General features: G+C 72.8%; 12 protein-coding genes and 1 tRNA gene. 11 read left to right on the top strand and 2 right to left on the bottom strand.

Annotated elements, in window-relative coordinates; translation table 11 throughout:
• Positions 1 to 27 precede the first annotated feature (27 nt).
• From ESZ52_RS00355 to ESZ52_RS00340, 4 genes are all read left to right on the top strand, one after another.
• A complete protein-coding gene (locus tag ESZ52_RS00355) occupies positions 28 to 813 on the top strand; it encodes a hypothetical protein (protein ID WP_131103180.1) in 786 nt (261 codons plus the stop codon).
• 22 nt (positions 814 to 835) lie between these two features.
• Positions 836 to 2,590 carry a lipase family protein gene (locus ESZ52_RS00350; protein ID WP_131103179.1) on the top strand — a complete coding sequence of 585 codons (1,755 nt, stop codon included), beginning with the start codon at positions 836 to 838 and terminating at the stop codon, positions 2,588 to 2,590.
• 91 nt (positions 2,591 to 2,681) lie between these two features.
• Positions 2,682 to 2,975: an ArsR/SmtB family transcription factor gene (locus ESZ52_RS00345; protein ID WP_202865441.1), complete on the top strand. Its 294-nt coding sequence runs from the start codon at positions 2,682 to 2,684 to the stop codon at positions 2,973 to 2,975.
• A 1-nt stretch (position 2,976) separates the two neighbouring features.
• Positions 2,977 to 3,474 carry an SRPBCC family protein gene (locus ESZ52_RS00340; protein WP_131103177.1) on the top strand — a complete coding sequence of 166 codons (498 nt, stop codon included), beginning with the start codon at positions 2,977 to 2,979 and terminating at the stop codon, positions 3,472 to 3,474.
• An 87-nt stretch (positions 3,475 to 3,561) separates the two neighbouring features.
• On the opposite strand, the gene ESZ52_RS00335 is transcribed toward ESZ52_RS00340, so the two are convergent.
• A tRNA-Leu gene (locus ESZ52_RS00335) sits at positions 3,562 to 3,645 on the bottom strand.
• 173 nt (positions 3,646 to 3,818) lie between these two features.
• On the opposite strand from ESZ52_RS00335, the gene ESZ52_RS00330 reads away from it, so the two are divergent.
• The 6 genes from ESZ52_RS00330 to pknB are packed head-to-tail and all read left to right on the top strand — an operon-like array spanning position 3,819 to position 11,653.
• The gene (locus ESZ52_RS00330) at positions 3,819 to 4,664 is read left to right on the top strand and encodes an FHA domain-containing protein (RefSeq protein WP_131103176.1); all 846 of its coding nucleotides are present in this window, start codon (positions 3,819 to 3,821) and stop codon (positions 4,662 to 4,664) included.
• Entirely contained in the window at positions 4,664 to 5,131 is a 468-nt protein-coding gene (locus ESZ52_RS00325; RefSeq protein ID WP_131103175.1) for an FHA domain-containing protein FhaB/FipA, read from the top strand. The genes ESZ52_RS00330 and ESZ52_RS00325 overlap by 1 nt, the downstream gene beginning before the upstream one ends.
• Positions 5,132 to 5,134: 3 nt before the next feature.
• Positions 5,135 to 6,649, top strand: a complete 1,515-nt coding sequence (locus ESZ52_RS00320; RefSeq protein WP_131103174.1) for a PP2C family protein-serine/threonine phosphatase — start codon at positions 5,135 to 5,137, stop codon at positions 6,647 to 6,649.
• 32 nt (positions 6,650 to 6,681) lie between these two features.
• Entirely contained in the window at positions 6,682 to 8,052 is a 1,371-nt protein-coding gene (locus ESZ52_RS00315; protein ID WP_131106331.1) for an FtsW/RodA/SpoVE family cell cycle protein, read from the top strand.
• Positions 8,049 to 9,506 (top strand): peptidoglycan D,D-transpeptidase FtsI family protein, encoded by a 1,458-nt coding sequence (locus ESZ52_RS00310; RefSeq protein ID WP_131103173.1) that lies wholly within the window; start codon positions 8,049 to 8,051, stop codon positions 9,504 to 9,506. The genes ESZ52_RS00315 and ESZ52_RS00310 overlap by 4 nt, the downstream gene beginning before the upstream one ends.
• Positions 9,503 to 11,653 carry a Stk1 family PASTA domain-containing Ser/Thr kinase gene (gene pknB, locus ESZ52_RS00305; RefSeq protein ID WP_131103172.1) on the top strand — a complete coding sequence of 717 codons (2,151 nt, stop codon included), beginning with the start codon at positions 9,503 to 9,505 and terminating at the stop codon, positions 11,651 to 11,653. Before ESZ52_RS00310 ends, pknB begins: the two co-directional genes overlap by 4 nt.
• A gap of 25 nt (positions 11,654 to 11,678) precedes the next feature.
• On the opposite strand, the gene ESZ52_RS00300 is transcribed toward pknB, so the two are convergent.
• The gene (locus ESZ52_RS00300; RefSeq protein ID WP_131103171.1) at positions 11,679 to 12,455 is read right to left on the bottom strand and encodes a DUF881 domain-containing protein; all 777 of its coding nucleotides are present in this window, start codon (positions 12,453 to 12,455) and stop codon (positions 11,679 to 11,681) included.
• 78 nt (positions 12,456 to 12,533) lie between these two features.
• Here ESZ52_RS00300 and ESZ52_RS00295 point away from each other — a divergent pair, with 78 nt between their 5' ends.
• The gene (locus ESZ52_RS00295; protein WP_131103170.1) at positions 12,534 to 12,797 is read left to right on the top strand and encodes a cell division protein CrgA; all 264 of its coding nucleotides are present in this window, start codon (positions 12,534 to 12,536) and stop codon (positions 12,795 to 12,797) included.
• The last annotated feature ends 48 nt before the right edge of the window (positions 12,798 to 12,845 follow it).

Below are 12,845 nucleotides of genomic sequence, written 5' to 3'. Positions count from 1 at the left end.
CGCGCAGGGCCCAGGCAGGATGGGGGTATGACGTACGACATCGCCCTCTACCCGCGCACGCCCGGCCAGACCTGGGCCGACGTCGTCGCTGCCGACGAGCAGGACGGCCCACCGATCGACGAGGCGGCCCTCGAGGCGGGCGTGGCCACCTTCCGCCGGATCGAGGCGCGGCTGCGCGAGCACCTCACCGAACCGGTGGAGGTCTGGGTCGCGGAGGAGACCGACGGTGACGTCTTCGGTGAGCTCACCGCGCCGGAGAGTGGGCTGCAGGTCGAGCTCTACGACCGCTCGGCCTCGGTGTCGTTCCCGGTGCGGGCGCGTGAGGACCGGGCGCACTTCCTCGACCAGGTCCGCCGGGCCGTGCGGATCGTGGCCACGGAGACCGGCTACGAAGCCTACGACCCGCAGACCGGCCGCTCCTTCGACGGGCTCATCGAGGAGGAGGGGCTGAGCCCCGACGACCTCGCCTTCGCCGCCCCCGGCGCGCCGGCGAGCGTCACCGCCGGCGAGACGGCCGTCGGTCCGGCGGGAGGCGCCCCCGCCGGTGCGGCCGCGCTGCAGCAGATGGACCCGGCCATGCTGCGCCGCCGGTCGATCCTCTACATCGTGCTCGGCGCCATCCTGGCGGTCTTCGCGTTCATGCGCTTCTCCGCCGGGGAGACGGGCTGGTTCGTCTGGCTGATCGCCGGCTTCGCCGCCTTCAACCTGCTGGCCGGATCCATGCTGCGCAACCTGTCCAAGCAGGCGGAGGCCCGCGCCGCGGCCGGCGACGGCACCGACGGGGCCACCCCGGGCGGTCCCGCGCAGCTCTAACACCGGGGTCTAGAGTGCCCGCATGGCGCGGCAGGTGCTGGCCGGTGCGGGTGGTCTGACCGGACGGGTCCCTCGATGGCTGGTGACGGTGCTCGGGGCGGCCCTGGTGCTCCTCGGGCTGGTCCTGGCCGTACGGCCCTTCCGCTCCCTGGCTGCCCTGGTGATCCTCCTGGTGGGTGGCCTGCTCCTCTCGGGTCTCGGTGAGCTTGCCCGCGGTCACCGTCCCTGGGGACCGCTGCACGGCCTGGTGCAGCTGCTCGCCGCCCTGAGCCTCCTGCTCTGGCCGGGCCTCGGGCTGGGGGTGCTCACCCTCGTGGTGGCGGCGGCGCTCGTCGTCGACGGCGTGCTGGGCATGGTCGAGGGACTCCGCTCCACCGGCGAGGACCGCTGGGCCGCCGCCCTGACCGGCCTGGCGCTCACCGTGGTCGGGATCCTGGCCCTGGCCTGGCGGGACGTGGCGCTGCTCGTCGTCGCGGTCGCGTTCGGCCTGCGGCTCGTGCTGCTCGGCCTGCACCTGGTGCGCGGCGCCAAGAACACCCACCGCACCCACCGCAGCCATCGCCCCGGGAGACCGCGCCCCACCTCACCGCACCGGCGGCTCACGCGCGCCGTCCTCGCCGTCACCGGAGCCATGGCGCTCGCCGTCGTCGGGGTGCTGGTCCAGCTGGGTCACCCGCGACCGGACGCCTTCTACTCAGCGCCCGAGGAGGTCCCGGCGCAGCCGGGACAGCTCCTGGCCGCCGAGCCCTTCGTCACCGGCGTGCCGGACGGGGCGTCCGCGTGGCGGATCCTCTACACGACCACCCGGGAGGACGGCATACCGGCGGTGGCGAGCGGGTTGGTCGTGACCGGACGGGAGCAGCCCGGTGCGAGCCCCGTCATCGCCTGGGCGCACGGCACCACCGGCTGGGCACCGGGGTGTGCACCGTCGTTGCTCGACGAGCCGTTCGAGGCGGGCGCGCTCTTCGTCCTGGAGGAGATGCTCGAGCGCGGATGGACCGTGGTCGCGACCGACTACGTCGGCCTGGGCACCGAGGGCCCGCACCCGTACGTCATCGGCCAGGGCGAGGGCCGGTCGGTGCTGGACTCGGTGCGGGCGGCGCAGCAGCTGGAGGGCCCCGTCCTGGCCGACACCACGGTCGTCTGGGGACACTCGCAGGGTGGCCACGCGGCGCTGTGGACCGGGATCCTGGCCCCCGACTACGCGCCCGAGCTGTCGATCGACGGCGTCGCAGCCCTGGCGCCCGCCAGCAACCTCCAGGCGCTGGTCCAGGTGATCGAGCAGTCGCCCGTGGGGGCGCTGTTCGCCGTCTACGTGGTGCAGGCGTACACCTCCGTCTACCCGGAGGTCCGCTACGAGGACTATGTGCGTCCAGGCGCGCAGCTGCTGGCACGCGAGATGGCGCAGCGCTGCCTGCCCGACCGCGGCGTGCTCGTCTCGCTGGGTCAGTCGCTGCTCCTCGACCGGCCGATCTGGGACCGGGACCCCACCACGGGACCGTTCGGCGCACGGCTGGAGCAGAACGTGCCGACGGGGCGCGTCGAGGCACCACTGCTGGTGGCGCAGGGCGAGGCAGACACTCTCATCACCCCCGCCGCGCAGGAGGCCTACGTGACCGGTCGCTGCGCCGAGGGGCAGGAGGTCGACTACCGGACCTACCCCGGCCGGGACCACCTCTCGCTCGTCGCAGCCGACTCGCCGGCCATGGAGGAGCTGCTGACGTGGACGACGCAGCGGCTGGCGGGCAGCCCGGCGGGGGACACCTGCCCGGGGTGAGCCCCCCACTGTCCCCGGCACTTGACAACATACAACCAACTGGTTGTATGTTTGCTCCGTGGACGGGACCGAGGAGCAGCGCGCGGACGCGATGTTCCAGGCGCTGGCCGACCGCACGCGGCGCGACATCCTGCGCCGGGTGCTGGCGGGTGAGCACTCGGTCTCCGACCTGGCGGCGAACTACGAGATGAGCTTCGCCGCGGTGCAGAAGCACGTCGCCGTGCTCGAACGGGCCGGCCTGATCACCAAGCGTCGCGACGGCCGGCAGCAGCTGGCCAGCGGCGACGTGCAGGCCGTCCGCTCCGTCGTCTCGATGCTCGCCGAGCTCGAGGACATCTGGCGCGGTCGCATCGACCGCATCGACGCACTCCTGGAGGAGAACTGACATGCCTGTCATCGACGTCACCAAGGACATCGACACCCGCACCATCACCATCACCGCCCAGTTCGCGGCCCCGCCCGAGCGGATCTGGGCCCTGTATGCCGACCCACGCCAGCTGGAGCAGGTCTGGGGGCCGCCGCAGTTCCCGGCCACCTTCGTCGACCACGACCTCACCCCCGGCGGGCGGATGACCTACTACATGACCAGCCCGGAGGGACATCGCTTCGGTGGCTGGTGGGAGATCACCGAGGTGGACGAGCCGCACAGCTTCCGCTTCCACGACGGCTTCGCCGACGCGGACCTGCGGCCGCTGGCGGACATGCCGGTCTCGGAGAACACCTACTCCTTCGAGGCCGTCGACGGCGGCACCCGCGTGGTGTTCACCTCCGTGTACGCCACCGCCGAAGGGCTCGAGCAGGTGCTAGCGATGGGCGTCGAGGAGGGCGCGACCTCCTCGATCAACCAGATCGACGACTTCCTGGCCGCCTCAGCCCCGGCCTGAGCCGGCCGACGGCGGCGTCGCCGTCGGGGAAGCGGAAAGGTCCCGGTCAGAGTGCTCTGACCGGGACCTTCGCCTGCGACCGCTACGTGCGCGAGGGGGGAGTTGAACCCCCACGTCCTTTCGGACACACGGACCTGAACCGTGCGCGTCTGCCTATTCCGCCACTCGCGCGAGTGCCGTACGACATTAGCACGGCGCCGGTCCGCCCCCGAAATCCCCGATCGCCCCCAGGTCCGGCCCTCGCGCGGAACCGGAAGGTCCAGCCTTCTGCCAGTCCCGGACAGTACGATCCATGGGGCAGGAGTGACGTCCTGCCGGTTGCCACCAGCACAGGAGGAACGGCCGTGGGAGTCTTCGACAAGCTCGAACGTCGGCTCGAGCGTGCCGTCAAGCAACCCTTCGCGCGGATCTTCAAGGCCGAGGTGCAGCCCGTCGAGATCGCCTCTGCCATGCGCAAGTCGATGGACGACCGCGCCGCCGTCCTCGGGCCCGGCCGCACCATGGTCCCCAACGTCTTCACCATCGAGCTGGCCGACACCGACTACGAGCGGCTCTCCTCCTACGACCGGGCCCTCACCGACGAGCTCGTCGCCGCCGCCGAGGACCACGCCGACGCCCAGCGCTACGTCTCACCGGGCCCGTTCGAGGTGCGCCTCATCTCCGGTGACGACCTGGAGACCGGCATCTTCCGGGTCCGGCCCGTCGCCAAGGACGGCCGGCGCGGCGATGCACCGGAGCCCCGGGAGCGGCCCGCCCCCCGACGCGAGCGCGAGCAGCAGGTGGCAGGGAGCGCCGACCGCGCCGAGAGGCCTGCGGAGGCCGAGGCCGCATACCGTCGTCCCGCCCAGACCACCGAGGCGCCCGTGCAGCGGCCCCGCCGCCCGGCACCCAGCGGCCACTCGCCGGTGGCCCTGGAGGTCGACGGGCGCCGGGTCCCGCTCAAAGGCGCCGTGTCGACGATCGGCCGGGACGAGAGCTGCACGATCGTCATCGACGACCCGGGTGCCTCCCGTCGCCACGCCGAGATCCGCATCACCCACGACGGTCCGCACCTGCAGGTGATCCTGCGCGACCTGGGCTCCACCAACGGCACCTACCTCAACGGCGAGCAGGTCGGCAGCGAGGAGCTGCACCGCGGTGACCGCATCACCCTGGGTCGCACGCACCTGACCGTCGAGCTGGAGACCTGATGGGGGAGCTCACCCTCAACCTCCTGCGCCTGGGTGTCGTCGTCCTGCTCTGGGCCTTCGTCTTCTCCGTCGTGGGCGCGCTGCGCGGTGACCTCTACGGCACCCGCGTGCTGTCCCGCAACGCCGGCCCCGCCCGCCCGCGCGAGTCCAGGGCGGAGACCCGCCAGCGCCGCCACTCGCCGACGCACCTGGTGGTGACGGAGGGTCGGCTGCGCGGCACCTCGGTGCCGCTGCACGAGTCCGGTGTGCTCATCGGCCGCAACCCCGAGTGCTCCCTGGTCCTCACCGACGACTACGCCTCCGGCCGGCACCTGCGCATCTACCCGGGGGCCGACGCCTGGTATGCCGACGACCTGGGCTCCACCAACGGCACCGTGGTGGACGGCGAGGAGATCGGCACGGGGGCCCGCCTGGACCCGGGCGCCCAGATCCGGATCGGCCAGACCGTCCTCGAGCTGCGCCGCTGACCCATGCCCGTCGCCCTCCGATACGCCGCCCGCAGCAATGTGGGGCTGGGCAGCAAGTCCCGCAACGAGGACTCGGCCTACGCCGGTCCTGAGCTGCTGGTGCTCTGCGACGGCATGGGCGGGCACGCGGCCGGCGACGTCGCCTCCTCGTTGGTCGTCGGCGAGCTGGTCCACCTCGACGGCGAGGCACACGGCGCCGACGACTCCCTGGACATCCTGGAGCGGGCGATCGAGGAGGCCAACAGCCGGCTCGCGGACGTGATGGAGGTCTACCCGGACTCCGACGGGATGGGCACCACCTGCATCGCGATGATGCGCGCCGGCACCAAGCTCGCGGTCGCCAACATCGGCGACTCGCGCGCCTACCTGCTGCGCGGCGGCCGGCTGACCCAGATCACCAAGGACCACTCCTTCGTCCAGCAGCTGCTGGACGAGGAGCGCATCAACGCCGACGAGGCGCTGCACCATCCGCAGCGCTCCCTGGTCACCCGCGTCCTCACCGGACGGCCCGAGGACCAGCCCGACCTGTCCCTGCGCGAGCTGCACCGCGGCGACCGGCTGATGATCTGCAGCGACGGCCTGACCGACTACGTCTCCACGGACACCGTCGCGGAGATCCTGGGCGAGGCCGACCGCACGCCCGGGGAGATCGCGGAGAGCCTGATCCAGACGGCGCTGCGGGCCTCCACCCGTGACAACGTCACGGTCATCGTGGCCGAGGCCGTCCCCGCGGGCGACGGCACCACCAAGCCGCAGGTGGTCGGCGCCGCCAGCGAGCGCCGCGGCGTGCAACGCGTCTCCGCGCTGACGCCCGCCGAGAAGGCGGCCGAGCTGAGCCGCGAGGCCAGCGGGGTGCCCGCCGCCGTCGAGCCGCCGGTGCTGGCCGAGGAGCAGACCAGCCGGCTGGCCCGCGTCCTGCGCGGCTCGCTCGTGGCCCTGTCCGTCGTCGCGGTCCTCGCGGTCGCGGTCTGGGGCGGGTGGACCTGGAGCCAGCAGCAGTACTACGTGGGCGAGCAGGACGGGCAGGTGGCGATCTTCCGCGGGCTGTCCCAGGACCTGGGCCCGATCCCGCTGTCCACCGTCGAGGAGGAGTCCGACGTCGCCGTCGACGCCCTGCCCGCCTACTACCGCGACCAGGTCCGCCGCACCCTGTCCGCGGACGACCGCGCCGGGGCCGACCGCATCGTCGCCGACCTGCGTGACCTCCTCACCGGTCCGGAACCGACCCGCGCCGACGGGCGGCCCGGTGCGCAGGGGTGCACGCCGCTGGTCCTGCTTCCCGACGGGAGCACCACCACCGCCGTCCCCGCCGACGTGGAGGCCGTGACGGTGGCCAGCGTCGAGGAGGGCCGCGAGGAGCTGGCGTCCGGGCCACTGACCGAGGCCCTCCTGGACCGTCTTGGCCTCGGCGCCGGCACCCTGGGCGGGGCAGCCGGCACGCCGGCCCCCACCGGTGCCCCCACCGGCGCGACCCGCCCCACCACCGTCGCCGTCGTCTGGCCGGAGGACTGCCCGTGAGCGCCTTCCCCAGCCCTTCCACCATCACCCAGATGCGGGTGCGCAGCGGGCGCACCATCGAGCTGCTGCTGATCCTGCTCGCGGTCGGGATCGTCGCCCTGGCCTACGCCAACGTCAACCTGGCCGCCGTCGGCCGTCTGCCCGAGCACGCCTGGTGGCACGTCGCCGGCTTCGGCGGCCTCGCCCTGACCCTGCACCTCGTCCTGCGCTGGCGGGCCCGGTATGCCGATCCGCTGATGCTGCCCATCGCCACCCTGCTCAACGGGCTGGGGCTGGTGATGATCCACCGCATCGACCTCGTCAGCGCCCCCGGCGGGACCTCCGGGGTCGCCGACCGCCAGCTGATCTGGACCGGCCTGTCCGTCGTGATCGCCGCCGCCGTCCTCATCCTGGTCCGGGACCACCGGGTCCTGCGCCGCTACACCTACATCGCGATGGCCGCCGCCTTCCTCCTCCTGCTGCTGCCGATGGTCCCCGGGCTGGGGGTCGAGGAGTACGGCGCCCGGCTGTGGATCCGGGTCGGCCCGTTCAGCTTCCAGCCCGGTGAGGTGGCCAAGATCGGGCTGGCGATCTTCTTCGCCGGCTACCTGGTCAGCACCCGCGACGCCCTCTCGCTCGTGGGTCGGCGGGTCCTGGGCCTGCAGCTGCCCCGCGGCCGCGACCTCGGCCCGATCCTGGTGGCCTGGCTGCTGTCGATGCTCATCCTCGTCCTGCAGCGCGACCTGGGCGCCTCCCTGCTCTACTTCGGCCTCTTCGTCGCCATGCTCTACGTGGCGACCGAGCGCACCAGCTGGATCGTCATCGGGCTGTCCCTCTTCCTGGGCGGGGCCCTGCTGGCCTGGCAGCTGTTCACCCACGTGCAGAGCCGGGTGACGCTCTGGCTGGACCCGTTCGCCGCCGGCCAGTCCGACCAGGTGGCCAAGGGGCTCATGGGCCTGGCCCACGGCGGCATCTTCGGCACCGGCCTGGGCGAGGGCTATCCCTACCTGACCTACTTCGCCAACAGCGACTACATCATCGGCAGCTTCGGGGAGGAGCTCGGCCTGGTCGGTCTGTTCGCGATCCTCCTGCTCTACGCCCTGCTCGTGGAGCGGGGGCTGCGCACCGCGATCGGCGCCCGTGAGGGCTTCGGCAAGCTGCTGGCCGTGGGGCTGTCCTTCACCGTGGCCCTGCAGATCTTCGTCATCGTCGGCGGCATCACCCGGGTCATCCCGCTCACCGGTCTCACCACGCCGTTCCTGTCCGCGGGCGGCTCCTCGCTGCTGGCCAACTGGATCATCGTCGCGCTGCTGCTGCGCATCAGCGACCACGCCCGCCGCCCCGTGTCCGAACGCCGCCAGAACGAGAGCCGCCAGAACGAGAGCCGGCAGACGCGCACGACCGAGCAGGAGGTGGGCCGGTGAACACCCCCATCCGCCGGCTGGCCGTGGTCATCTTCGTGATGTTCACCGCACTGCTCATGGCCAGCACCTGGATCCAGTTCGTGCAGGCCGACGACCTGCGCGAACGGGCCGACAACCGGCGCACGCTGATAGACACCTACAGCCGCGACCGGGGCGCCATCCTCGTCGACGGCACCGCCGTGGCCCGGTCCGAGCCCACCAACGACGAGCTGCGCTGGCTGCGGGTCTACGACAGCCCCAACCGCTATGCCCACATCACCGGCTACTACTCCTTCATCTACGGGGCCGGGGCCGGGCTGGAGCGCACCACCAACAGCCTGCTCGCGGGGACCGACGACAGCCTCTTCTACCAGCGCCTCGCCGACGTGCTCACCGGACGACCGGCCACGGGCACCAACCTGGAGCTGACCATCGACCCGGCGGTGCAGCAGGCCGCCGTCGACGCCCTGGGCGACCGGCGCGGCGCCGCCGTCGCGCTCGACCCTCGCACCGGCGCGATCCTGGCCATGGTGAGCCGGCCGGCCTACGACCCGAACGCACTGTCCAGCCACAACCTCACCGCCGTCGAGCAGGCCTACGAGCAACTTGCGGCGGACCCCGAGCGCCCGTTGGTCAACCGGGCCATCGGTGGCGACCTCTACCCGCCCGGGTCGGTCTTCAAGCTGGTGACCGCGGCGGCCGCGCTGGAGAGCGGTGACTTCGAGCCGGACACCGAGCTCGAGGGGCCGCTCACCTACACGCTGCCGGGCACCAGCACCGACCTGCCCAACTTCCAGGGCGCCGCCTGCGACCCGGAGGGCCGGCCCACGCTGGCCGTCTCCATCCAGGTCTCCTGCAACACCTCCTTCGCCTGGCTGGCGGGGGAGCTGGGCGCCGACGCCCTGCGTGAGCAGGCCGAGGACTTCGGCTTCGGGCAGGCGCTGGAGGTGCCGCTGCCGGTGACCCCTTCCACCTACCCCGCCGAGCTGGACGAGCCCCAGCTGGCCCTGACCGGCATCGGTCAGCACGACGTGCGCGTCACCCCCCTGCAGGTGGCGATGATGGCGGCGGGGATCGCCAACGACGGGGTCGTGATGACGCCATACCTCATCGAGACGCTGCGGGGGGCCGACCTGGAGGTGGTCGACCAGACCAGCCCCCGCACCCTGTCCCGGGCGGTCTCGCAGTCGACCGCGCAGGAGCTGACGGAGATGATGACGATGGTCGTGCAGCGCGGCTCGGGCCAGCTGGCCCAGGTCCCGGGCGTGGAGGTGGCCGGCAAGACGGGCACCGCGGAGTACGGCGCGCAGGGTGGTGCGCACGCCTGGTTCACCGGGTTCGCGCCGGCCGATGACCCCCAGATCGCGGTCGCCGTGATCGTCGAGTCGGCAACCGACAACTGGACCGGGGAGACCGGTGGAGTGGTCGCCGCGCCGGTGGCGCGGGCCATGCTGCAGGCAGGAGTGGACCGATGAGCGACGAGCCCACCGAGGCGACGCCCACGCCGCCGCAGCAGGACCCTCGCCTGCTCGGCGGCCGCTACGAGATCGGTGAGCTGGTCGGCCGCGGCGGGATGGCCGACGTCCACCTCGGTCATGACCTGCGCCTGGGCCGGACCGTCGCGATCAAGATCCTGCGCACCGACCTGGCCCGCGACTCCTCCTTCCTGTCCCGCTTCCGGCGCGAGGCCCAGGCCGCCGCCGGCCTGTCCCACCCCAGCATCGTCGCCGTCTTCGACTCCGGGGAGGAGATCGTCGAGGAGTCGGGCGGGGCCGAGCTGCACGTGCCCTACATCGTCATGGAGTACATCGAGGGCAAGACCCTGCGCGAGGTGCTCAACGACAAGCAGAGCCTGGACCCCGAGGAGGCGTCCCGGATCACCGCGACCGTGCTCTCCGCGATGCACTACGCCCACGAGCGCGGGCTCGTCCACCGCGACATCAAGCCCGCCAACGTCATGGTGACCGAGGCCGGCGCGGTGAAGGTGATGGACTTCGGCATCGCCCGGGCGCTGGCCGACACCGCCGCCACGATGACCCAGACCCAGGCCGTCATGGGCACGGCCCGCTACCTGTCCCCCGAGCAGGCCCAGGGCCTGGACGTCGACGGCCGATCCGACCTCTACTCCGTGGGCTGCCTGCTCTACGAGCTGCTCGCGGGCCGGACACCGTTCCAGGGCGACCCGGTCTCGCTCGTCTACCAGCACCTCGGCGAGGCACCCAAGGTGCCCAGCACGCACCGACCGGTCCCCGAGGAGCTGGACGCGATCACCGTGCACGCCCTGGAGAAGCGGCCCGAGGACCGCTACCAGGACGCGGACGACTTCCGGGCCGACCTCAACGCCTTCCGCGCCGGGGAGCCGGTCTCCGAGGCGGCGACCGCCTCGCTGCAGTCGGTCCTGGCGGCGACCGGCGGTGCCGGCGGCGCAGTGACGGGGGGTGTCGGGGCGGCCGCGGTCGCGCACGCCACCCAGCCGGTGGCCCGGTCCCAGTCCCAGGGGGACCGGGGTCGGTATGGCGATCCGCTGGCGGGGATGGGCACGGGCGGGGCCTCCCACGACGACGACCGCTACGAGCGCACCGACGAGCTGCCCGTCCGGGAGCGTCGCCACCCCGGCGCGGTGCTGCTCCTCGGGGCGATGTCGCTGCTGGCCGTCGCCGGCCTGGCCTGGGTGCTCTACCTCGTGCTCGGTCCCGGTGGCGACGACGGCCCGCCGATGGTGGCGGTGCCCTCCACCGTCGGCAGCACCGAGGCGGCCGCGCGGACCCAGCTCGTGGGCCTGGGCTTCGTGGTTCCCGAGGCACGGTTCGAGGAGGACGAGCAGCCGGCGGGGACGGTCATCGACCAGCTGCCGTTGACCGGCGAGGCGCCGGAGGGCTCGGATGTCCGGCTCGTGGTCTCCTCCGGGCCGGCCGCGCTGGCGATCCCACCCGTGCAGGGCATGGAGGAGAGGGCGGCCCGGGCCCGGCTCGAGCGCGCCGGGTTCACCAACGTGCGGGAGCAGGTCGAGGAGGAGGACGACCCGGACTGGGCCGAGGGCGAGGTCATCGACACCACCCCGGCCGCCGGCAACCAGGTCGGCCGCGACCAGGAGATCGTGCTCACGGTCTCCTCGGGCCAGGTCGAGGTGCCCGACGTCGTCGGGGAGACCCGGGACGCCGCGGTGCTGGCGCTGTTCCAGCAGAGCCTGCGCTACGAGATGGAGGACGAGCCCAACGCCGACGTCGAGCCTGGCACCGTGCTGCGCCAGTCGGTGGAGGCGGGGGAGATCGTGGAGCAGGACACCCGGATCACCCTGACCGTGGCGGTCGAACCGCCCGTGCCACCGGCCCCGCCGACCACGATCCGCGAGACGATCACGGCCACGCCCACGCCCACCGGTCCGGAGGATCCGACCGACAGCGAGGACCCCACCGACACCGACGACCCGACGGGCACGGACGACCCGACCGACACCGAGGACCCGACCAGCCCGGAGCCGACGGAGCCGACCTCTCCCCCCGACCCCACGGGTCCGGGGAACGTCCCGCCGGGGCAGGGCGGTGTCCCGCCGGGCCAGGGTGGCACGCCACCAGGGCAGGGTGGCGACCCGCCCGGACGGGGCAACGGTCCTCGTCCCTGAGCCTGACCCGGCTCGCGTGGCCGACTCAGTCGTCGTCGGTCTGGAGGATCCTCGCGTGCTGGGGGCGGACGCTGCCGACGAAGGCCGGCAGCTCGGTCTCGCCCAGGTCATCGACCTGGTAGCCGAGCCCCACGGCGGACGACCAGTCCCGGTAGGTCTGCACCACGGGGTCGGCCTCGAGCGCGGCGTGCAGCGCCTCGGGGTCGCCGATCGCGGTGACCGTGTAGGGCGGGGAGTAGACGCGGCCCTCGAGGTAGAGCGTGTTGCCGACGCACTGCACCGAGCTGGTGGCGATGATCCGCTGGTCCTGGACCATGATCGCCTCTGCGCCGCCGGCCCACAGGGCGTTGATCACGCCCTGCAGGTCCTGCTGGTGGACGACGACGTCGTCCACGGAGTAGCCCTCGGGCAGGGTGTCCTGCGTGTAGCCCGCGTCGTCCAGGGTCACCGCGATCGCCGGACCTCGGACGGCCGACAGGCCGACGGCGGGGGCGATGGTGTCCGCGGCGCCGAGGACCTGGCCGGTCTGGCTGCTGGCGCGGGCGTCGCGCAGCTCCTCCACCTCCTGGCCCAGCGTCTCGGCCTGCCGGGTCAGCTCGCGCACCTGGCCGTCCCGGGCGGTGATCAGCTCGGGCAGGTCGCTCGGGGCCCCGGTGGGGTCCTCGCGCGCCAGGGAGGCGCTGGTGCCGAAGAGCAGGCCCGCCAGCAGGCAGATCACCGTGACCCCGACCCGGCTCCTCGCACGGCGGGTGGCGCTGCTGGGCCCGGGCTGCGGGCCGGCGCTCGGCTGGTCGGTGTCCATCGTCTCCACCCTAGCCGCGTATCCTGCCTGCAAGCTTGCACGCTCAAGTGCCGACGACCCCCGCCGAAGGAGAACGCCGTGCCCAAGTCCCGCGGCCGAGACGGAGCCCGGCAGCGCGCCCGGGCGGCCACCGAGACCGGTCCCCAGACGCAGTCCCTGCCCAGCAACCCCTCGTGGTTCGTGCCCGTCATGTGCGGGCTGATGATCCTCGGCGTGCTGTGGGTGGCGACCTTCTACATCACCTCGGGCAACTGGCCCGTCGGCGCCTGGGGCTACTGGAACCTCGGCATCGGGATGGGTCTGATCATGGCCGGCTTCGTGATGGCCACCCGCTGGCGCTAGGGCTGGTCCACAGCCGACCGGGTTATCCCCAGGTCATCCACAACCTGG

The organism is Ornithinimicrobium sufpigmenti (assembly GCF_004322775.1).
Lineage (GTDB): Bacteria > Actinomycetota > Actinomycetes > Actinomycetales > Dermatophilaceae > Ornithinicoccus > Ornithinicoccus sufpigmenti.
The sequence above is the reverse complement of the archived record's forward strand: the minus strand, read 5'-3'. Positions and strand labels throughout refer to the sequence as shown.

What these genes read in the sequence shown, in the direction of transcription:
- ESZ52_RS00355 (WP_131103180.1), top strand. Translation starts at nt 28, where the DNA reads ATGACGTACGACATCGCCCTCTACCCGCGCACGCCCGGCCAGACCTGG.
- ESZ52_RS00350 (WP_131103179.1), top strand. Translation starts at nt 836, where the DNA reads ATGGCGCGGCAGGTGCTGGCCGGTGCGGGTGGTCTGACCGGACGGGTC.
- ESZ52_RS00345 (WP_202865441.1), top strand. Translation starts at nt 2,682, where the DNA reads ATGTTCCAGGCGCTGGCCGACCGCACGCGGCGCGACATCCTGCGCCGG.
- ESZ52_RS00340 (WP_131103177.1), top strand. Translation starts at nt 2,977, where the DNA reads ATGCCTGTCATCGACGTCACCAAGGACATCGACACCCGCACCATCACC.
- ESZ52_RS00325 (WP_131103175.1), top strand. Translation starts at nt 4,664, where the DNA reads ATGGGGGAGCTCACCCTCAACCTCCTGCGCCTGGGTGTCGTCGTCCTG.
- ESZ52_RS00320 (WP_131103174.1), top strand. Translation starts at nt 5,135, where the DNA reads ATGCCCGTCGCCCTCCGATACGCCGCCCGCAGCAATGTGGGGCTGGGC.
- ESZ52_RS00315 (WP_131106331.1), top strand. Translation starts at nt 6,682, where the DNA reads ATGCGGGTGCGCAGCGGGCGCACCATCGAGCTGCTGCTGATCCTGCTC.
- pknB (WP_131103172.1), top strand. Translation starts at nt 9,503, where the DNA reads ATGAGCGACGAGCCCACCGAGGCGACGCCCACGCCGCCGCAGCAGGAC.
- ESZ52_RS00300 (WP_131103171.1), bottom strand. Translation starts at nt 12,455, where the DNA reads ATGGACACCGACCAGCCGAGCGCCGGCCCGCAGCCCGGGCCCAGCAGC.